The organism is Hyphomicrobiaceae bacterium, from assembly GCA_041397645.1.
GTDB lineage: Bacteria > Pseudomonadota > Alphaproteobacteria > Rhizobiales > Hyphomicrobiaceae > Hyphomicrobium_B.
Genome location: JAWKWE010000008.1, coordinates 52,736 through 73,719, shown reverse-complemented (window position 1 = coordinate 73,719; position 20,984 = coordinate 52,736). Strand labels below are relative to the sequence as shown.

At 57.6% G+C, this 20,984-nt stretch carries 16 protein-coding genes; 4 read left to right on the top strand and 12 right to left on the bottom strand.

All coding sequences use genetic code 11. The features are described 5' to 3' along the window. Positions 1–142: 142 nt before the first annotated feature. Genes R3D51_19065 through R3D51_19050 form a run of 4 tightly spaced genes read right to left on the bottom strand, consistent with a single transcriptional unit; the run spans position 143 to position 5,728 of the window. Positions 143–1,312, bottom strand: coding sequence for an acyl-CoA dehydrogenase family protein (locus R3D51_19065; protein ID MEZ5901586.1), 1,170 nt, complete (start codon positions 1,310–1,312; stop codon positions 143–145). Beyond that, positions 1,309–3,324 (bottom strand): biotin carboxylase N-terminal domain-containing protein, encoded by a 2,016-nt coding sequence (locus tag R3D51_19060; protein MEZ5901585.1) that lies wholly within the window; start codon positions 3,322–3,324, stop codon positions 1,309–1,311. The genes R3D51_19065 and R3D51_19060 overlap by 4 nt, the downstream gene beginning before the upstream one ends. After that, positions 3,321–4,118: a crotonase/enoyl-CoA hydratase family protein gene (locus R3D51_19055; protein ID MEZ5901584.1), complete on the bottom strand. Its 798-nt coding sequence runs from the start codon at positions 4,116–4,118 to the stop codon at positions 3,321–3,323. Before R3D51_19055 ends, R3D51_19060 begins: the two co-directional genes overlap by 4 nt. An 11-nt stretch (positions 4,119–4,129) precedes the next feature. Further along, on the bottom strand, positions 4,130–5,728 hold the full coding sequence (locus R3D51_19050) for a carboxyl transferase domain-containing protein (GenBank protein MEZ5901583.1): 1,599 nt from the start codon (positions 5,726–5,728) through the stop codon (positions 4,130–4,132). Between the two features lie 191 nt (positions 5,729–5,919). On the opposite strand from R3D51_19050, the gene R3D51_19045 reads away from it, so the two are divergent. The 3 genes from R3D51_19045 (at position 5,920) to R3D51_19035 (ending at position 7,767) form a co-directional block, all read left to right on the top strand. Further along, entirely contained in the window at positions 5,920–6,771 is an 852-nt protein-coding gene (locus R3D51_19045; GenBank protein ID MEZ5901582.1) for an SDR family oxidoreductase, read from the top strand. A 115-nt stretch (positions 6,772–6,886) separates the two neighbouring features. Beyond that, positions 6,887–7,369, top strand: a complete 483-nt coding sequence (locus tag R3D51_19040; GenBank protein ID MEZ5901581.1) for a PaaI family thioesterase — start codon at positions 6,887–6,889, stop codon at positions 7,367–7,369. Further along, positions 7,366–7,767 carry a PaaI family thioesterase gene (locus R3D51_19035; protein MEZ5901580.1) on the top strand — a complete coding sequence of 134 codons (402 nt, stop codon included), beginning with the start codon at positions 7,366–7,368 and terminating at the stop codon, positions 7,765–7,767. The genes R3D51_19040 and R3D51_19035 overlap by 4 nt, the downstream gene beginning before the upstream one ends. Before the next feature lie 121 nt (positions 7,768–7,888). Here R3D51_19035 and R3D51_19030 read toward each other — a convergent pair whose 3' ends face one another. The 8 genes from R3D51_19030 to R3D51_18995 all read right to left on the bottom strand — a co-directional run bounded on the left by R3D51_19030 (position 7,889) and on the right by R3D51_18995 (position 18,774). Further along, the gene (locus R3D51_19030) at positions 7,889–9,442 is read right to left on the bottom strand and encodes an AMP-binding protein (protein ID MEZ5901579.1); all 1,554 of its coding nucleotides are present in this window, start codon (positions 9,440–9,442) and stop codon (positions 7,889–7,891) included. A gap of 188 nt (positions 9,443–9,630) precedes the next feature. After that, on the bottom strand, positions 9,631–10,590 hold the full coding sequence (locus R3D51_19025) for a hydroxymethylglutaryl-CoA lyase (protein ID MEZ5901578.1): 960 nt from the start codon (positions 10,588–10,590) through the stop codon (positions 9,631–9,633). After that, a complete protein-coding gene (locus R3D51_19020; GenBank protein MEZ5901577.1) occupies positions 10,587–12,602 on the bottom strand; it encodes a biotin carboxylase N-terminal domain-containing protein in 2,016 nt (671 codons plus the stop codon). Before R3D51_19020 ends, R3D51_19025 begins: the two co-directional genes overlap by 4 nt. A gap of 12 nt (positions 12,603–12,614) precedes the next feature. Next, positions 12,615–14,222, bottom strand: a complete 1,608-nt coding sequence (locus R3D51_19015; GenBank protein ID MEZ5901576.1) for a carboxyl transferase domain-containing protein — start codon at positions 14,220–14,222, stop codon at positions 12,615–12,617. Further along, positions 14,219–15,610, bottom strand: a complete 1,392-nt coding sequence (locus R3D51_19010) for an AMP-binding protein (GenBank protein MEZ5901575.1) — start codon at positions 15,608–15,610, stop codon at positions 14,219–14,221. Before R3D51_19010 ends, R3D51_19015 begins: the two co-directional genes overlap by 4 nt. A 29-nt stretch (positions 15,611–15,639) precedes the next feature. After that, complete coding sequence (locus tag R3D51_19005) at positions 15,640–16,800, bottom strand: acyl-CoA dehydrogenase family protein (GenBank protein MEZ5901574.1); 1,161 nt, start codon at positions 16,798–16,800, stop codon at positions 15,640–15,642. A 16-nt stretch (positions 16,801–16,816) separates the two neighbouring features. Next, complete coding sequence (locus tag R3D51_19000) at positions 16,817–17,596, bottom strand: enoyl-CoA hydratase/isomerase family protein (protein ID MEZ5901573.1); 780 nt, start codon at positions 17,594–17,596, stop codon at positions 16,817–16,819. Next, the gene (locus R3D51_18995; protein ID MEZ5901572.1) at positions 17,593–18,774 is read right to left on the bottom strand and encodes an acyl-CoA dehydrogenase family protein; all 1,182 of its coding nucleotides are present in this window, start codon (positions 18,772–18,774) and stop codon (positions 17,593–17,595) included. Before R3D51_18995 ends, R3D51_19000 begins: the two co-directional genes overlap by 4 nt. Positions 18,775–18,866: 92 nt before the next feature. Here R3D51_18995 and R3D51_18990 point away from each other — a divergent pair, with 92 nt between their 5' ends. After that, positions 18,867–20,900, top strand: a complete 2,034-nt coding sequence (locus tag R3D51_18990; GenBank protein MEZ5901571.1) for an NADPH-dependent 2,4-dienoyl-CoA reductase — start codon at positions 18,867–18,869, stop codon at positions 20,898–20,900. Positions 20,901–20,984 lie beyond the last annotated feature (84 nt).

Genomic DNA, 20,984 nt, shown 5'->3' with positions numbered 1-20,984 from the left:
CACCGCAACGGCTCAAGCTGGCTCTGGTTTGGGAGTCCGGCACGCGCGATAAGCTGCGCATGATCGGATCGAGTTTTCTTCCGCATCCGCATTTCATAATTATCGAGGATTCCAAGCTATCGCAAGCGCGGGGGTCAAATGACTACATTCGTTTAGCAACCTCTTCCAGCATGACCTCGCTTGCACCGCCTCCAATGGCATGAATTCGGGCGTCGCGCGACATCCGCTCTACCGCCATCTCGCGCATGTAACCCATCCCCCCGTGGAATTGAATGCAGTCGTAGAGAACCCGATTCACCAGCTCACCGCAGTACGCCTTGACCATTGAAACTTCCCGCACACAGTCATGACCTTCGCAGTCCAGTCGGGCAGCGTGATAAGCTAATTGACGCCCCGCTTCGATCTGGGCCTGGCAATTAGCCAGGCGTTGGCGGACAGCCTGCTTGTCCCACAGCACGCCGCCGAACGCCTTCCGTTGCTTAACGTAAGCAACTGTCAAGTTCAGAGCTGTCTGCGCTTCGGCAACCGCTAGTGTGCCCAGCACAATCCTTTCGTTTTGGAAATTTTTCATCACTGCATAGAAACCTCGATTGACTTCACCGAGCACGTTTTCAGCGGGCACGTGAACATTCTCGAAAACCAGTTCGGCTGTGTCCGAACACAGCCATCCCGTTTTCTTCAGCGCTCGACTTACCGAAAAGCCGGGTGCGCCTTTCTCGACGGCGAACATTGTGATCCCGCGGGAGCCCTTCGCCTCCTGATCAGTCTTGGCGGCCACAAAATACAGATCGGCGTACACGCCGTTGGTGATGAACATCTTGGTGCCGTTCAACACCCAATCGGATCCCTTTTTCACCGCACGAGTACGCATACCCGCGACGTCCGATCCCGCGTCCGGCTCGGTGACGGCCACCGCGGCTACCTTCTCACCGCTGGTGATAGCGGGCATCCAACGCGCCTTTTGCTCGGGCGTCCCGGCATTCTCCAAATGTGGCGACGCCATGTCGGTATGGACCAGAACCGTCGCCGAAAATCCACCGAAGGTGGAGCGCCCCAGTTCCTCGGCCAGCATCACGCTCGCCATCGTGTCGAGCTCGGCACCGCCATATTCGAGATCGTAGCGCATTCCCAACACGCCAAGCTTACCCATATCGCGCAGGACTTCGCGAGGTACCACGCCTTTTTCCTCCCACGCGTCGGCCGCCGGAATGACTTCGGTCTCGATGAACCGCCGCAGCTGAACGCGGATCATTTCTATGTCTTCGTCGAACGGAAAAGCGGTCGATTTCGTTTGCTCATGACCGGTATTCATATTTCTTCCTTCCGTGCTAATCGGACAAGGGAGGCACCGCTAGACACGGTGTCGCCCGTCGAGCAAAAAATCTCTTCTACGGTGCCGCTCAAGGGTGCGGTTAAGTTTTGCAATAGCTTCATTGCCTCGAGCACGACCAATGTCTGACCTTGTTCGACCAGGTCGCCTCGTCTGGTACTGAGCTCGACGACGGTGCCGGGCATTGGAGCTTTCAGAGTGTCTGCGTCAGCTGAAGCAGCACCGGCATCGCCACCATGAAGATCGTCTAGTGTGAGTATGTGCACCTGCAGCACGCCATCGCGGCCCGAAAGATGAATGCGCCAGTTCATGTCGCCGCGTTCCAAGCGCACGATGCGGGCAAACGGTCGGCCGGCAACGCGCCCGGTCAACCGTCCGTCGCGGAATTGGACGTCTTCGACCGAGATCGGCGTCATCTCTTTGAAGCGCACTTCCATCTGAAGCTTCTGCCCGACCACCAAGAGCTCTTCGACCTGGTCACCCACCAAAAAATAGCGTGCCGCGCCGGGGCGGCCCGCTAGATCGGTTACACGCCATCCCCCCAAGGAGTGCCACGGGTCGATTTGCTCGGCCCTGGCCAAATGTTGGTGCAGCGCCAACACAGCCAGTGCTTGGCTTTCCTTGTCGACCTCTGGCGCCTTCCATCCACCGGGAAAAAGCTGTTCGAGCGCTGCAGTGTGGTGGCGCAGCGCGGCGAAATCTGGATGAATGAGAAGTGCACGCTGATAGGCGATATTCATGCCTACGCCCCCGATTAAAAAACCGTCGAGCGCCGCAACCGCCTTGCGGATCGCACCTTCACGATCGTCTGCCTTCGCAATGAGCTTGGCGACCATCGAATCATAATGATGGCTTACAACACTGCCTGTTTCGACTCCCGAGTCGAGCCGGAGACCTGGCGCCACCGGAGGCTCCCAGAGAGTAATTGTGCCCGTTTCGGGACGGAATCGGTCGCTCGGGTTTTCAGCTGCGAGGCGAATCTCGATTGCATGACCAGAACAGCCGATGTCGCGCTGGGCGAAGGGCAATTCCTCGCCGCGCGCGACTCGCAGTTGCCATTCGACGAGATCGATGCCGGTGATCGCCTCGGTGACGGGATGTTCGACTTGAAGCCGGGTATTCATTTCCAGGAAATAGAAGTCCCCGCGTTCAAAATCGTAAAGGTATTCCACAGTGCCAGCCGAGCTGTAACCAATAGCGCGGGCGAGGCTTACAGCGGCATCGAGCATCTTCTCGCGCAGCGGCGCCGGCAGGCCGGGAGCCGGCGCTTCTTCGACAAGCTTCTGGTGGTTGCGTTGGAGCGAGCAATCGCGATCCCACAGGTGCACGATATTACCGTAACTGTCCCCCAGGATCTGTACTTCGACGTGTCGCGCGCGGGGAGCATAACGCTCAAGAAATACGGTCGCATCGCCAAAGGCAGCGCGCGCTTCGGCTCTGGCTTCGCGGATCGCGTCGATCGCCTCCCCAAGCTGCGTGACAAGCCGCATTCCCCGCCCACCGCCGCCGGCGCTGGCTTTGACGATAAATGGCACGCCGAGGCCCTCGGCTTCTGAAAGCAGTCGCGCTTCTGATTGATCTGCACCGCGATAACCGGGCAGAACTGGCACGCCAGCCGCCTCCGCGACTGCCTTGGCTTCGATCTTCGAACCCATCCGCGTTATTGCCTCGGGTGACGGACCGACGAAGACGAGCCCGGCCTCGGTCACGCGGTGAGCAAATTCGGCGCTTTCCGACAAGAAACCATAGCCTGGATGTACCGCGTCGGCTCCCACGACTTGCGCGGCCTCCAAGATCGCGTCGACGTTCAGATAACTCCGCAAAGGTGCGGGCGGGCCAATGCAGATAGCGTGATTGGCTTCGGCGACGAAAGGGGCGTTCCGGTCGGCCTCGGAAAACGTAGCAACACTTTCAAGTCCAAGCTTGGTACAGGCGCGATGGATGCGACGCGCAATCTCGCCTCGATTGGCAATGAGAACGCGCTTGAAACTCATTTCACGCGCCATGAGGGTGTGCCCCTATTCAAAAAACAACTGATGCCTTCAACTCCCTCTTCAGTCTCCCAGGCGTCGGCCAGTCGGTCAGCGGTGTAGATCATGTTGGCATCGAGTTCGTGACGCGCGACATACGCAATGAGCCGCTTGGTGTCCGCTACTGCACCCGGAGCGGCCTGAAGATGTGCATTGACAATGCGCTCAACCGCATTGTCTAGCTCTCCGGGAGCCACGACCTCTGTCAAAAGGCCGATGCGCCTGGCACGCGCACAATCGAACAGCGCCCCCGAGAGCATCGTCTCGCGCGAGGCGGCCGCTCCGATCCTTGCGACGACGTAGGGTGAGATAGTGGCGGGCAGCAGACCCAGTCGGACCTCCGTAAGTCCGAATTTTGAACCTTCGACTCCGATCGTATAGTCGCACACTGAAATCAGGCCGACGCCACCGCCATAGGCCGGACCATTGATCCGTCCAATCAACGGCTTGGGCAAGCTATCGAGCCCACGCAGCAAATGGGCCAACGACGCGCTCTCTGCCACTCGCTCAGCACGAGTCTTTTCCACATTCGACGCGAACCAATTGAAGTCGCCTCCCGCGCAAAAGCTGTTGCCAGCCCCCGTCAACACTACGACACGAACGGCTGGGTCGCCCGCCAGAGACTGAACTGCTGCACCCAGGTCAGCGATCAGCTCTCCATTGATCGCATTGTGCTTTTCTGCACGGTTGAGCGTCAGGGTCGCCACCCCCAAGGCATTCACGTCGACGCTGATGGTCTTTTCCATGCCTAGGGTCATGGTAGCAACCCTCACATTCGAAAAACGGGCGTGTGGCGCCCGGCCTCGGGCACCGACGTTACGATGCCGAGACACAGCCCGAGGACGTCGCGAGTTTGAATTGGCTCAATCAGACCATCGTCCCATAGCCGTGACGTTGCATAGTAAGGACTCGATTGTTCCGCATATTGTGCACGCACCGCGAGCTCTATCTCCTTTAACTCCGTCTGCATTTGGTTCTGTTCGCCTCCCTTTTGTAGGCGCAACTCCATCATCACGTTTGCTGCAATATCCGCTGACATGGTGGAAACTTCTGCCGTCGGCCATGCGAACAAGAAGCGCGGCGCAAATCCACGACCGCACATTCCATAGTTACCCGCACCGTAGGAGCCGCCCACGATCAGCGAAAGTTTGGGAACTTTGGCGATTGACAAGGCATAGACCAACTTGGCGCTATTCTTGGCGATGCCGCCGCGCTCGGCCTCCGTGCCGACCATGAAGCCGGGGACGTTGTGCAGGAAGAGAAGTGGCAGACTTCTTTGGTCGCACATCGAAACGAACTGCGCACCTTTGAGCGAAGACTCTGATAGAAGTGCACCGTTGTTGCCCAAGATGCCGACTTGATAGCCGTGAATGCGTGCGATGCCGCATACCAATGTGCCCCCCCAATCGGGCTTGAACTCGTTGAATTCGCCGGCATCGATGATACGCAGCAGGAGCTCGCGCACGTCATAAGGCTCCCTGCGATCCGCACTCACGACGCCTAGAAGCTGCTCGGGATCGTACAGTGGAGGCCGCGGCCGGTCTGCAGGCGCGGTTGTGCGTTTCTGGCCCGAACTAGCGACGATATCGCGCATGAGCGTGAGGGCGTGATACTCGTCGTCCGCAAGATGATCGCTTACTCCGGAGACGCGAGTGTGCATCTCGGCTCCACCGAGAGTTTCGCCATCGACTTGCTCACCGATCGCGACCTTGACGATCGACGGCCCGCCCAAATGAATGCGTGCATTGCCCCGCACCATTATAACTTCGTCAGAAAGAGCGGGAATATAAGCTCCACCAGCAGTGCAACCGCCAAATACGGCGGATATCTGCGGCAGCCCCGACGCTGACATATTGCATTGCCGATAAAAGGCATTACCGAAATCGCGACCACCGGGAAACACGCGGTCTTGCTCGGGCAGATAGGCGCCTCCGCAATCAACCAGATAAAGGCACGGCAATCGATTCTGCTCGGCAATCTCCTGGGCGCGAATATGTTTCTGCACCGTCTCGTGATAGAATGATCCGCCTTTGATCGTCGCATCGTTCGCGATGACCATGCAGGGCAACCCACAGACGATCCCAATGCCAGTGACGATACCGGCACCCGGAACCTCTCCCCCATACTGTCCCCATGCGGCGAGGCTGGAAAGCTCAAGAAATGCCGTTCCGGGATCGACAAGCAAGTCGATACGCTCACGGACCGGCAACTTACCGCGAGCGCGATGCCGCTCGACCATATCGATACGACCACCTCGTGTTGCCTCCGCCATACGCTCGCGCAGAAGCGCTGTGCGCGCGTTCTGCGCTTCGCGGTTGCGAACAAAACGTTCGGAAGTGATGTTGATCGATGAAGAAAGTCGCCTCATTCGTTCATCTCAAATTTTCTAGCGGTCCACCGTCGTGGGACCGATCCAGACCCGCTAATTTTTTCTAACATATGTTTGATTTTGGTCAATGCCTCGGATAGGCTGATCTCTGCGGCCAGTCGCGGAGCGGCAGGAAATGGGCCAGTTGGCCATCGCATGGAAGTCGTCCTGACCGATGTTGGAGATCGGAAATGAACGAGGAAATCGGGGGTCGATTCGCCCCTAGCCTAATGATTGATCAAGTCGCGCTCGTCACCGGCAGCGGCTCTGGTATGGGCCGCGCAACCGCGATCGAAATGGCACGCTGCGGAGCAAAAGTCGTGCTTTTCGCTCGCCAAGAGGGGCCGCTGCGGCAAACCGCTGAGATGATTAGATCTCATGGCGGCGAAGCATTAGTGATTTCGGGCGACATCCGAGATGAAGGAAGTGTTGCTTCTGCGATGCGCCGCATCAAGGAGGACTACGGGCACTTGGATGTGTTGGTCAACAACGCGGGTGGGCAGTATGTCGCCGCCGCACGCGATATTACCAATAAAGGTTTTGAGGCCGTAATTCGTAACAATCTAATTGGATCACGGCAGATGACGAGGGCCGTCGCCGATCACTTCATGTTCGACCATGGCGGCTCCATCGTCTTTGTGACGGCGGTGAGCCGCACCGCCTTAACCGGCTTCGCTCACACCGCCGCTGCACGCGCGGGCGTGACCGGATTAATGAAGACCCTCGCCGCCGAGTGGGCACAATATGGAATCAGGCTCAATTGCGTAGCACCCGGCACCGTCAAGACGGAGGCGCTCGGACGCTATCCGATTCCCCCGCAGAGATGGAGTGAACTCAACCGTTCCGTTCTGAACCGCATGGGCGGCCCTGAGGATGTCGCTGGCGCGATTATCTTTCTTGCGTCAAAGCTGGGCAAATTCATCACCGGTGAAGATTGGTACGTGGACGGTGGGGAAACCCTCCACCTCGCACACGACGCGCGCGACATGATCAACACCGAAATGTTTGTTAACCGCGAACGCGGCGATCGACGACACGGCTGATTTCTTGCCACCCTTACCATGCGGGTCGTACCACGCCGCCTTTCCCTAGAAGTTGCCCAAGTAACCGAAAATCTCCGCCAAGTCCCTCCTGCAATCATCATCTAGGTTCGAACCGATGCTCCTCAAAGATCAGCAACGCTTTGAGCAAATAAGCACTCTCTGGATCACGAGGGCAAAAGGTCTCATTACTCAGATGAACCTTCGGATCGAGGGGCTCGGGCCTGACGGCGTGACAGTCCGCATGCCGTTTAACCCCATTTTCTGTATTGACGAGCCGCCGACCCTTCTCCATGGCGGAGTACTGACTGCGCTACTGGATAGCGTATTTGGAATCGTCAATTTCATTGAAGTCGACGACATCAGTACCATGGCCACGCTTGACTTGCGCGTGGATTACCTCAGGCCAGCACAATCGCGCGCTGATGTGCTGGTGCGCGCCAAATGCTACCACCAGACTCGCCATATTGCTTTCAACTCCGGCGTCATTTGGTTTGATGATGACAAGGGCGACGAAGTTGCACGGGGCGCTGCTACCTTCGCTTTGACACGAGGCGAGAAAAGCTTTTTCGATGACCAGAAACCGCGGGACCCAGCATGACTCCCGAGGAGACAACTGCACTACTGATGACAAGGCCCTTCTTCAGGTTTCTTGACTTCACCATCGTGGACATCGAGGACAGACAAGTCTCCGGTCGGATGCCTTTTTCTGAAAACTACATAGGCAATCCTGTCATGAACTACTACCATGGCGGCATCATTGCCAGCGTTATGGAAGTGGTCGCATCCGTAGCAGTTTGGCAAGACCTTGAACAACGGAGTCCGAAGCCGATCAATCTTACGGTGGATTACCTAAGGCCTGCGATCGCAGAGCCACTGAATGTGCGAGCTGTGGTGTTGAGGAAAGGGCGCAGGATGGCAAGTGTCCAAGCCGTAAGTTGGCAGGCGGAGCCAGAGAACCCCGTGGCCAAGGGGCTATTCCACTTTCTGGTAATGTGACGACGATCGGCTACCGCTCGACACTGTATGCGGTGACAGACATTGGAATTGACCGACCTGCGAAACAAATGCGTCGTCAAGTGCGAATTCACACGCGTTGCAGTTCTCCCGGATTCCTGGATCACACTGAATTGCTTGTTCGATTACCGAGACTTTGCTCTTTCAAGCGGTCTTCCAGAACGTGACGCTGGACTTTGCCGCTGGTCGAACGCGGGAAATCATCGAACGCGATGAACCGGATTTCTCTTGGTCGTTTGTATCTGGCCAGCCGTTCGTTGCAGAGTAGCAACAATTCATCGGCGCGAACTGCTGCCTCATCACAAGCGACGAACGCTACTGGCGTTTCTCCCCACTTAGGGTCGCTAGCTTTCACGACTGCGGCTTCCAGAACTGCTGGATGAGCCAATAACACTCGCTCGATTTCGGCCGGGTAAACGTTTTCACCTCCGCTCTTGATCATATATTTCACTCGATCAACGAAATCGACGCGTCCATCGGGGAGCCGCCGAAACGTATCACCCATATGGAACATGCCACCTCTGAAATCGACGGCGTTGGTTTCAGGAGCATTCCAGTAGCCTGAAAACAGGGTAGGCCCGCGGATCGCCATTTCGCCCGGCTCGCCATCGGGCACATCGTTGTCTAAAGGATCAACCAACCTGATCTCACAAAACGATGAAATCCGCTTGGCTAGATCGGTCGGTGTCACGCCGACCTCAATGACAGACCCACTTGCCGGCGGCAGACCCGTTTCAGTAGCGCCGAAGGAGTTCAGATAGGGGGCATCCAACAGGCGCGTCAGCTCCGCGATCTGATGCCGCGGCACAAGATCCGCCATAGCGCCGCAGACCTTAATCCCCTTGATTGGCCCTGGGTTGGCTTTCCGCAACTCTATGAAGGCATCTAGCACGCCTGGCATCATCACCAGCCATCCGATCTCGTGCTGCGCCAACGCACGGTTGATCGCCTCTGGCTCGAAGCCGTTGATGACAACAACCGTACCTCCTCGCAGGAGCGTTGCCAGCATATGGTCGGTCGAGGCCATGTGGAACATAGGCGCCCAGGCAACAAAGGCGTCTCGTGAATCAAGCATTAGTTCCGCTGCAAAAGCCATGGCGCGCGCCACATGTGCGCGATGACTGATCAGCGCGCCTTTGGGTAGTCCCGTGGTCCCTGAGGTAAAAAGAATAGTCAAACCCTGCTCATTGCTATCGAGCATCGTTCCCAGCCTCGAATCGAGGGCGGCCGACGAGCGCATGCGGATCCACTCAACGCCGACTTCGATTATCGGCAATTGAGACACGGCGACAAACGTCGCAAGCAATTCTGGCTCCACGACCGCCACCACCGGCTCAACAAGTTCGATACAATGCTTGAGTTCGGCCGGCGCCAGCCGCCAGTTTAAGCACGCCACGACAGCGCCGATTGCCGCCGCTGCCAGCTGCAGTTCGACATACTCGGGACGGTTATGCGAAAGGATTGCAATACGGTCGCCTGTATTGACGCCTCTATTGAGTAAGGCGGAAGCAAGCCCATCCACTCTCTTCAGAAGTTCACCGTATGAAACAGTACCCCCCTCATACTCGAGCGCGGTACCAAATGGCTGCTTTTGTGCACAAGTTCTGAATAGTCCGTAGACATTTGTCTGACCCGCAGCCAGGAGTACATTCGACATCCCTTCCTCCTTTGGTCCGCTGCTTTTTGCGTGCCGGGCTTTTCTGGCCAGATGCTTTCGCTATTAGCCCTGACCGCAACGACTACACAATCCTCTGCGGCTGTCAGCGCGATTTTCAATCAGTGCCCCGATTTACCGCTGTGATCACCAGATCACTTCACCAAGCAAGCCGCTCTTTCGATCGTTCTTCAGCTGACCTTACGATACTTCTCGAGGCCACCCGAATGCATCACGCGGCCCATTAACGGGGAACCAATAATCTTTTCGGCATAAGCGGAAGCGGCGATTAATTTATCGAGATCGACCCCGGTCGCTATGCCGAGTTCATGGCACAGAAACACAGCATCCTCGGTGCAGACATTCCCGGCGGCGCGCGCATGGCCGTGACCTGCAAACGGACATCCGCCCAATCCGGCGACGGAGCTCTCAAACATGTCAACGCCCATAGAAAGCGCCGCATGAACGTTAGCTATCCCAAGACCTCTGGTGTCGTGTAGATGCATGCCAATGCGTGCGTCAGGCGCCAGGTCTTTCAGCGCTCCGATCATGCGCTTAACCGACTCGGGATTGCCCCAGCCCATTGTGTCGGCCACAACAAAAATCGGCAGCGCGATATTTTCTTCTGCACAAAGCTCCAGAATGTAGCGGAAATCGTCTAAGACGCGATCCTGCGGAATCGGTCCTTCGAAATTGCATCCGAATGCGGTCATCACGTACGCCGTCTCGACAGCGTAACCGTCTTCTTTGTAGAGCTTAACCCATTCGCGCTGCTTTTCGCGCATTTCCATCGACGACGCGTCGTTGTTCTTTCGCGAGAATGTGTCAGATGGATAGAACAAAAGGCGCGGATCAATATCGACCCGATGCGCAGCGAGCGCCTTGCGAAAACCTTTGTCGTTAAGCCAGAGCGATGTGTATTTAACGCCAGACACCCGCTTGATGCGCTTGAACAGTTCGGCCGTATCAGCCATTTGAGGCACTTTTTGCGGATTGACGAAGCTGCCAACCTGAATTCGCTTCAGCCCGGTATCGCTGAGCATGTCGATCAGTTCAACTCGCTCTTCGATCGAATAGATCTTCTTCTCAATCTGAAACCCTTCCCGAGGTCCCTCTTCCCTGAACTCGACGAATTTTGGAAAATCGCTCATGAAACCTCACTTTCTAAGAGAGCTATCTCGACGATTGGCTGCCCTCGATCCACCATCGCGCCTTGCGAAACGGATATATTTTTCGCTACCCCCGACACCATCGCCTTTATAGAAATCTCGAGCTTCATAGATTCCAGGATCGCCACAACCTCCCCGGCCGCTACTGGAGTCCCCTCATTGACCAATACCTTGACAATTTTGCCGGTTAGTGGAGACAAGAGAATGCGGTCCGCGGCGCTATCTACCTCGGCAAAAGCCAGCGATGTAGACGCTTGGTAAACGTGACGGCCGCAAGGCGTGTCGATCTCGATCGAACTCCCTCGAACGCACGCTTCGATGGTAATGGCTTCATCCTCATGTGTGACCTGATACGAGCCATCTTGAAGTTCAGTTACTTGCAAGGCGAGGGAAGTGCTGTCGTCGCTATAGACAACGAAGCTGTGGTCATTTCTCACTGGACTGATGCGCAGCTCCTTGGCGAAAGTGGCCGAGCGAGCGACGATCACACGCTGGCCGGCTTCCCCCAGCGTGCCGCCAAGGCCCAGTCTCCAGCCGGTAAACTTGTCCCGGTTTTGCCAAGGATTGGCGTCTCCGTCTCTGCGCCCACTGGTGACGAACAGGACCGCCGCCACCGCCTGCCACAACTGCTCATCCGAGCGCTGCGGAGCGACAACCAACGCATCGACGCAACCGTCAATCCAACGGGTATGGACATGCATTCGTGTGAAATGGGCGTTCCGCGCAAGAGCCGCCAGGAAATCGCGGTTGGTCTCGATGCCATCCACAACCACATGGTCCAGTGCTCGAGCTAATTTCGCCAGAGCTGCATCTCGATTGGAATCATGCACGACTAACTTCGCCACCATCGGATCGTAGAATGGGCTCACGCTGTCGCCCGCCTCGACGCCACTATCAATCCGTAGACCGCTCGGCAGCGAAAGCGCCGTGATTAGGCCCGTTGAGGGAGCGAACTGCATCCGCGGGTCCTCGGCGTAAAGTCGCGCCTCTACGGCGTGGCCGGTGCAGGTGATCTGATCCTGTGTCAGGCCCAAACCTGCCTCCTCTGCGATACGAATTTGCAGCGCGACGAGGTCTAGCCCGGTGACTGCCTCGGTTACCGGATGCTCAACCTGGATTCGGGGATTCACTTCAAGAAAAAAATACTCCTCGCCCAGTACCAAGAACTCGACGGTTCCGAGCCCTCGATAGTTCACCCCCTCCGCCAGCCGGACCGCATCCTGAGCTATCCGATCGAGAAATGGCCGTGGCAGCCCCCAAGCCGGTGCTTCCTCGATCACTTTCTGATGTCGGCGCTGAAGGGTGCAGTCGCGTTCAAAGAGATGCAATACGCGACCCTTACCATCGCCAGCAATCTGAATTTCAACATGGCGAGCCTCAGGCAGGAAGCGCTCCAGCAAAAGTCCTTCGGAGCCGAAGGTAGATTTCGCTTCGCGTTGAGCGCTCTCGATGTCTTCATTCAGCGTCGTTTCGTTCTCGATCAACCTCTGACCGCGACCGCCTCCACCGCCAACAGCCTTCAAGAGTGCCGGAAGCCCTACTTCCCGCACCGCTTGTGCAATCTGAAGAGCGTCAGACATTACGCCGTCGCTACCGGGAATGACCGGCACGCCGGCAGCTATTGCGGCCGTTTTGGCACTGGCCTTGTCGCCAAACCGCTGCAACGTGTCGACTGTGGGGCCAACGAAGATCATACCGGCGGCCTCCACCGCGCGGGCGAAGTCCGGATTTTCTGCCAGAAAGCCGTAACCCGGATGGATTGCGTCTGCGCTGGCCTGCCGGGCGGCAGCAATCACCGCTTCGATTCGCAAATAACTCTCGGCAGCTGGCCCGGGTCCGATTCTCAGCGACCGGCCGATTTCGCGCACATGCAACGCCTTGGCGTCAGCGTCGGAATGAACACCGATCGGTGCAATTCCGAGCGCGCGGGCCGTGCGCGCGATCCGACAGGCGATTTCACCACGGTTGGCAATGAGGAGTGTTTTAATACGCATGGTCTGGCGCACCTAAAACCGAAAAACGCCGAAGTGGCTGTCAACCTTCGGACGTCGGGAGGCGACATCTAGGAGCAGCGCGAGCACATCGCGCGTTTCGGCGGGCTCGATAACGCCGTCAATCCAAAGATTCGATGCGAAATTGTACGCATCCTGAAACGTCTCATACTCGCGACGAATCGGTGCCTTGAAAACCTCTTCTTCTTCGGCGGTCCACCTTTTGCCTTCTCGGTCGTTGATCTGAGCGCGCACTTGGGACAGCACGCTCGCTGCCTGCTCTGGTCCCATGATGGCCGCGCGTCCGTTCGGCCAGGCAAACATGGCGTCGGGCTGAAACGGTCGGCCCAACATTGCGAGGTAGCCCGCACCGTAGGAGCCACCGGTGATCACCGTGAACTTCGGCACGCGAGCCGACGACATGGCAGTAATCATCTTGGCGCCCGCCTTCGCGATGCCTGCCTGCTCTACTTCGCGTCCAACCATGAAGCCATTAACGTCGGCGAGAAAGACAAGCGGAATGTCGCGCTGCACGCAGAGGTTAATGAAATGCGCAGCCTTCAAAGCTGCCTCGACAAAGAGCACTCCGTTGTTGGCCAGGATGCCGACCTCGTGGCCGTGAATACGTGCCCAACCAGTGATCAAAGTGTCGCCATACAGTGGCTTGAACTCGTGTAGTTCGCTGCCATCGACGAGGCGCGCGACGATTTCGCGATTATCGGTTGGCACCTTGGCGTCACGACTGACGATGCCGTAGATTTCATCAACCGGATAAGCGGGCGGACTCGGCACAACGGGAGTTTTCCGAGGACTGGTCTTCTCGCCAAGATGTGCGACGATTTGTCGAGTAATCGCCAGCGCATGGGCGTCATTTTCAGCCAGATGGTCGGTCACTCCCGAGATTGCGCAATGCATCTTGCCGCCGCCTAATGTTTCGGCGTCGACCCGTTCGCCAGTCGCGGCGAACGTCAGTTCGGGCCCGCCAAGGTACATGAATCCTTGACCGCGCACGATCACAACCTCGTCGCACAACGCCGGAATATAGGCACCCCCTGCGGTACAAGGCCCCATCACCACGGCAATCTGCGGAATGCCATCGCCCGACATGCCTACTTGATTGTGGAAGATCGAGCCGAACTGGCCCTCGTCAGGGAAAATGTTCGCTTGTTCGGGCAGAAAGGCTCCACCACTATCCACCAACGTGATCACCGGCAGCCGGTTGCTCCAAGCGACACGCTGAGCGCGCACATGCTTCTTGCTCGTCATACCGAAATAAGTGCCGCCCTTCACGGTGGCGTCGTTCGCAATGATCATGCAGTGGCGCCCTTCGATCACGCCAATGCCGGTGATGATGCCCGCACCAGGAGGCACGCCTTCATACTTATTTAGGCCCGCAAGTTCACCCAGCTCCAAAAAGGGGCTTCCTGGATCAATCAGCCGTTCGACGCGATCACGTGGCAAGATCTTGCCCTTCTCCTCGTGTCGCTCCCGTGCTTTGGGCGGGCCGCCGGCACGTTGTTCCAGCCGCAGCTCGTGCAGTCTTCTAATTCTTGCGCGGTATTGCGCATCGTTCGCTCGGAAATTTTCCGAACCCTTGTCCAGGAGTGATTTGAAGATTGTCATGTCAGATCGGGGTATTTACGGAGAGTAAGCGCAACCTTCGCTGCGCCGGGCTTCTCGAACGTATCGGGCTTCACGATACGGACGTCGGCCTTGAATACAAGCGCATCGCGTAAACGCGCCTCGATTTTGCTTTTTAGCTCCTCGTCTGTGTCAGGAGGTCGGTGGGGTCCGCGTTCGACAATCACTTTGAGTGCCGACTGCGTCGTGTGCCCTTCGAAGTCGGCAACAACTCGAACAACGCCGTTGGTGTCGGGCATCATTTCGCCGATAACGCTATGAATGGCTGAGGGAAACACATTTGCACCGCGGACAATAAGCATGTCGTCGGTGCGACCGATGCAGCGAATTTTGGGCCCTGTTCGACCGCAGGAGCAACTTGTACCTAGCACCTCGATGTAGTCGCCAGAGCGGAAGCGTAGAAGCGGACTCGCTTGTCGGCCAATGGCCGTATAAACCATCTCACCACGAGCACCATCTTCGAAGGGGATGATTTCTCCGGTATCGGGGTCGAGGAGTTCGGTAATAATGTAGTCCATGCTGACCATGTGCATGCCCGACTGCTCTTCGCACTCGGCCCAATAGGTCACACCAAGGTCAGTACCACCAAGCAACTCGGTGCATTTCGCACCCCAAAGTTCTTCAATACGGCGGCGCACCGTTGGAATGCCGCCACCCGGCTCGCCGCCCACGATGACTCGCTCAACACCCAGTTGCGACGCCTGAATGCCCAAGACTTCGGGCGTTTTCTCTCCCAGATGTAGAACAAAGTTAGGTGCTCCAACGACGCAGCGCGGGCGGATGTCGGCACATGCACGAATGAGGCGGTCCGCCCCACCATCGGCGCCGATAGGAACGTCGATCGCGCCCATGTATTGCAAACCTTGCATGACGGGAATTCCACCAACAAAGCCCTTGGCTAACGAAAAGGCATGCAGCACCGTGTCGCCAGGTCGCACGCCGTTAGCAAAGAAGCAACGCGCTGACATTTCATGCCACATCGCGGCGTCGGACTGGGTCAGGGCAACATAAGATGGACTGCCCGTCGTGCCGGATGAGGCTTGCATCTGAATTATGTCTTCACGTCTCGCCGCGAGGTGAAGGCCGAATGGCTTGCGGGCGGCAAGACTATCGCGGATCTCTGCTTTGAATGTGTAGGGCAGCTTCTGCAAATCCTCGATAGTGCGTACGTCGTCGAACCGGACACCGGCCGCATCCAGCTTCTTCTGGTAGAACTCCGAGTTGCCCTTCAAATAGGCCATCTGCGCGATCAACTTTTCTTCCTGAACGCGTCGAACCTCGTTGAGCGGGGTCGCTTCGATTTCATGCCAGCAGCGCGAGCCCGAGCGTTCGTAAGCGTCAGTTCGCCGGAAACTGATCCCGAAATCCATTGCTTAGCCTCCTTATCGATCCGCAACTGTCAGTAGGAGCGCGGCAGACCCATGACTTTCTCGCCGATGAAGCTCAGACACAGCTCGCGATTGACCGGCGCTGTGCGCAGCAAACGCATCAGTGGATACAGCTCGTAGATGCCGGTGTCTTCGGTAAACCCCGATCCGCCATGAGCCTGGAGCGCCGCATCCACCGCCTCGATACCTGCCTCTGCAGCCGCGTATTTCGCCATGTTGGACGAGGCGCCGGCGGGTAGGCTATTGTCGAATTCCCAAGCTGCTCGACGAGTCATGAGGCTCGCCATCTCGACAGCGGTATGCGCCTTGGCCATCGGATGTTGGACACCTTGATGCGCACCGATAGGCTGGCCAAATACGTTGCGCTGCGACGCATAGGCGACGCCCTTATTGAGCGCAAATCGGCCAATTCCGCAGCATAATGCCGCCAGGATGATACGCTCGGGATTGAGTGAATCGAAAAGAATCGAGAAGCCTTCGTCCACATGGCCCACAACATCTTCGGGTCCCAGATCAACGTCGTCGAAGAATAGCGTCCATTGTTCCTCGGGTAGCGGAATCGAAATTTTTACTCGTTGCTTATCGATCCCCTTTTTCTTCAGATCGACCGCGAAAAGTGTGAAGCCATCGGTTTTGCGTTGAACCTCTTCATGCGACTTCGTACGCGCCACTACCAGGCAATAGTCGGCAACATCAGCGCCAGTAATAAACGTCTTCTCGCCCGTTAGAGAAAAACGGTTGCCCCTTTGCCGTGCAAGGGTGCGGGCTTTAATGGTGTTCGATCCGGCTCCCGGCTCAGTGATCGCAAAACAAAACTGGATCTCTCCGCGACACGCCTTTGGTAAAAGCTCCTTCTTTTGAAATTCACTTCCATGGTTGGCAATGTGCGCCAATGACATGGTCGGTCCCACGACCATCATCAAAAGTGGAATGCCGTGATTCGCCGTGCCCTCCATAAATAGTGCCATCTCGGTCATCCCGAGCCCTGCTCCGCCATATTCTTGGGGCACCATAAGCCCCAAAAATCCATCCTCAGCGATCTTTGAGAACATTTCCTGCGGGAAAACATGCCGGCGCGCATGGTCAAGCCAATAGGCGTTGTCAAAGCTTTGCGCCAACTGAGCGCCATATTCGTAGATTTGGCGCTGCTCATCGTTCAAGTTGAAATCCATGTTGAACCCCGTGGCGTTATTGATTGAACTTCGGCTCTCGACGACCGGCAAACGCCGACAGCCCCTCGGCCACGTCCGCACCTGGCAAGTGGCGCAATGCAGAATCGCGTTCAAGGCGCATGCCCTGCTCGAGCGACAGCTCAATACCCTCGCGCCCCAGCCGCTTCATTTCAGCTATGCCCCGCCGCGAGCGCGTACCGATCTTCTGACAGTAAGCCAGGGCCTCCGTGCGGAGTTGGTCGTCAGCCACCACATAGTTGACGAGGCCAGCCGCCTTCGCTTCATTCGCCTTCAACCAACGCGCAGAAAACATCAGATCTAACGCTCGACGCAGACCCATTTGACGCACCAACCGCTGGCTTCCACCCCATCCCGGAACGAGTCCAAATTGCGCGTGCTGATCACCAAACTGCGCGGTCTCCGCGGCAAAACAGACGTCGCACGACAACATCAATTCTATGCCTCCTGCGAGGCATAGGCCCTGGACCGCCACGACGACCGGCAGGCTACTCTGCTCAAGCCGGCGCAGCACGCCCATGCCGAAGCCAATGAAAAGATCCAGCGCCACCGGATCGTTCATTTTGGCCTTAACTTCGACGAGGTCAGCCCCTGTGCAAAAATGCTTTCCCTGAGCGCAGATCAGAAGCGCACGGACCCCACCGTCGTTTTCAAAGTTCGCACGGGCCGCATCGATTAGCTGATGCACCTCGAGAGAAAGACTATTGAGTTTCTCCGGCCGACTTAACTCGATGATTCCAGTGCTGCCTTCGGTTCGGGTCTTGACCGGATCGCTCATTTTGCCGCTCCCTTCGATCGCTTGTCGTACTGGAGCGCCACGCGACCAATCTTCTCGCGCGCTATGACGAGCTTCTGGATTTGCGCCGTGCCGTCGCCAATTTGAAGCCCGAGCACGTCGTTGTAGCGCTGATGGTGCGGCAGGTCGGTTGTGTAGCCGTAGTGCCCGTGCAAGATCAGACACTGCTGTATGATCTCGCAGGCTGTCTTAGGCACATACCATTTGCACATGGCCGCTTCGGCCGTATGCTGCATATCGCGATCGCGGAGATCGAGGGTGAAATAGCAGAGTTGACGCATCATCGTCAGCTGGGTCTCGGCCTCTGCGAGCGGAAAGGTAACGCCCTGGTATTGGGCGAGCGGCGCGCCGAATGCCTCGCGTTCCTGCACGTAACCCCAGGTCTCATCAACGGAGGCCTGCGCCGGACCAAGGCACTCCAGACCGATCAGCGCGCGGCTATAGTCAAAGCCGGCCATGATGGTGCCAAAGGCGCGGTCCTGTTCGCCCATCAGGCATTCAGCCGGCACATTGACATCGTCGAAGAAAACCGAGCCGCGGCCGACCGGCTTGGTCCCGATGTCGTCGAAGTGGGTCCGCTTGATCCCTTTTTCCGTCAAGTTGACAAAGAATGCACTGACGCCGCGCGATCCGCCCTGTGGATCGCCGGTGCGGGCGAAGACAACGGCAGCGTCCGCCTGTGCGGCAAAGCTCATCGAGGTCTTTTCGCCATTGAGCCGCCAGCCATTGCCCGATTTGTCGGCCCGCAGCTGAAGGTTTGCCGCATCCGAACCCCCGCGTGGCTCGGTAAGCCCGAGCCCAATTACTGCTTCCCCGGCGATAACGCGCGGTACCCAATCGCGTGCGATGTCTTCCGAGGCGTGTTTGGCGACCATGCCGCCCATGAGCGAGCCCAGCAGTTGCACGTAGCTGACGTTAAAATCGGCATAGGCGATTTGTTCGGTGATTAGACCGGCTGTAACGGAGCTCTCGCCCATTCCGCCAAGTTTTTCAGGAAGATCCGGCGCAATGAGACCGAGCGAACCCATTTCACGGATCAGTTCCCTATCAAGAACATGGCCTTTGGCACGTTTTTGATAGCCGCCGGCCAATCGTTCGCGCGCAAAGCGCCGGGCCACCTCGCGAAAAGCGACCTGATCCTCCGTCGGCTGAAAAGGCATTGAATGGTCCTCCCGCAAAGCCCTTTAAAATCGACTTTGCACGAAACCTAACAAACGTTAGAATAGGCGGCAAGTGCCGAGGGAGGAAAATTATGAACACGCCGGTTTCGTCAACGTACACCAGATTGCTTTCGCCGCTTAAGGTCGGACGCCACGAAATGCGCAACCGGATCATCATGGGTTCAATGCACACTAAGCTCGAGTGCAAGCCCGATCCGATCGCGGCGCAACTTGCCTTCTACGCCGAACGTGCGCAGGGCGGTGTTGCGCTCATCGTAACTGGCGGGTTTTCGCCTAACGCCGAGGGCGTACTCGACCCTCAAGGGCCGCGTCTTGACGACCCCAATGAGGCTCAGGCGCTGCGCCCCATCTGCGACGCAGTACATCAGGAGGGCGCCCTTATCTGCGCGCAACTCCTTCACGCAGGGCGCTATGCAAAGATTGTCGGCTGCGTAGCCCCGTCCCCCATTCGCGCGCCAATCAATCGACATATCCCGCGCGAGATGACTGATAGCGACATCCTGCGCACAATCGATCAATTCGCCGAAGCGGCAGCAAATGCGCAGGCCGCAGGCTTTGACGGCGTGGAAATAATGGGTTCAGAGGGCTATCTCATCAACGAATTTACGGTGACTCACACCAACAAGCGCGAAGATTCCTGGGGAGGCAGTGTAGAGAAGCGCCATCGCTTTCCGGTCGAGATTGTACGCGCGGTACGACAGCGTTGCGGTTCGGATCTACTGATCATCTATCGCATTTCGGCTGCCGATCTGATCGAGGGCGGCGCGCCAGCGGATGAAATCGCCGCCCTAGCCCGTAAGGTCGAAGCTGCCGGCGCCGACATTATCAACACGGGTATTGGTTGGCACGAGGCTCGCGTGCCGACGATAGCCTATCCGGTACCGCGAGGAGCTTGGCGCAAGGCTGCCGCGCGGGTCCGCGCTGCCGTGTCCATCCCCGTTGTCGCATCGAACCGCATCAGCACTGCTGATATGGCTGAGGACATCCTCGAAAGCGGCGATGCAGATCTTATCTCCATGGCACGACCAATGCTCGCTGATCCTTTTTTTGTGAACAAGATCAGAGAGGGGCGGGTAGACGAAATCAACACCTGCATCGCCTGCAATCAGGCTTGCCTTGACTACATTTTTTCTGGCCGAGCGGTAAGTTGCCTCGTCAATCCTCGCGCCGGTCGCGAGTCCGAGCTGAGCGACACTGTTGCCGCCGGGCAGAAAAGGATCGCCGTTGTCGGCGGCGGCGCAGCAGGGATGGCTACCGCAACGGAAGCGGCACGACGCGGTCATATCGTATCATTGTTTGAAGCTTCCCGAACCCTCGGCGGGCAGCTTATGCTGGCGCGTGCAGTTCCGGGCAAGAACGAATTCGACGATACCATTCGCTACTTCCGACGCCAGGTGGACAAGCTCGGGGTCAACCTGCATCTTGGCCGCCGCGCCTCCCCCAAGGATCTGAGCGGGTACGATCATGTGGTGATTGCCACCGGCGTCGGCCCACGCATCCCCGATCTGCCGGGCATCGACCACCCCAAGGTGGCGACCTATGCAGAAATCCTGTCGGGGGAACGGACCGCGGGAAAATCGGTTGCGATCATGGGCGCTGGCGGGATCGGCTTCGACGTGGCCGAGTTTCTTGTCACCCCCCCTGTTGAAACCAACGGCAGCGAGGCCTTCTTCCACACTTGGGGCGTGGATGGAAGTTTCTCCGCGGCGGGCGCACTCAAAGCCGATCCGCTGGCACCCGTGAGTGGCACCCGCAAGGTGATCATGCTGCAGCGTAAAACCTCCAAGCCCGGGGACGGACTCGGCGTTTCCACAGGCTGGATCCTTCGCAACGCCCTCCGCAAGTATGGCGTCGAGATGCTGACGGGCGTCAGCTATGAACGAATCGACGACGAGGGTCTGCACATCATGATCGATGGTCGGCGCCAGGTCATCGTAGTCGACACGATCGTGCTTTGCACCGGACAACAATCTGACGACACGCTTCATGCCGCACTGGTGGAGCGGGGTATTCCGGCAACTGTCATCGGTGGCGCCAAGGAGGCCGCCGAACTGGACGCTTTGCGCGCGATTGACGAGGGCATCCGGGTAGCACAATCCCTTTAAGTGTGGATGATATTAGCTGTTGACATAGGCCATGGACCGGCCCGCTGGCAGCGCATTGAGACCGGCTGTCGAAGAGGTCCTTCT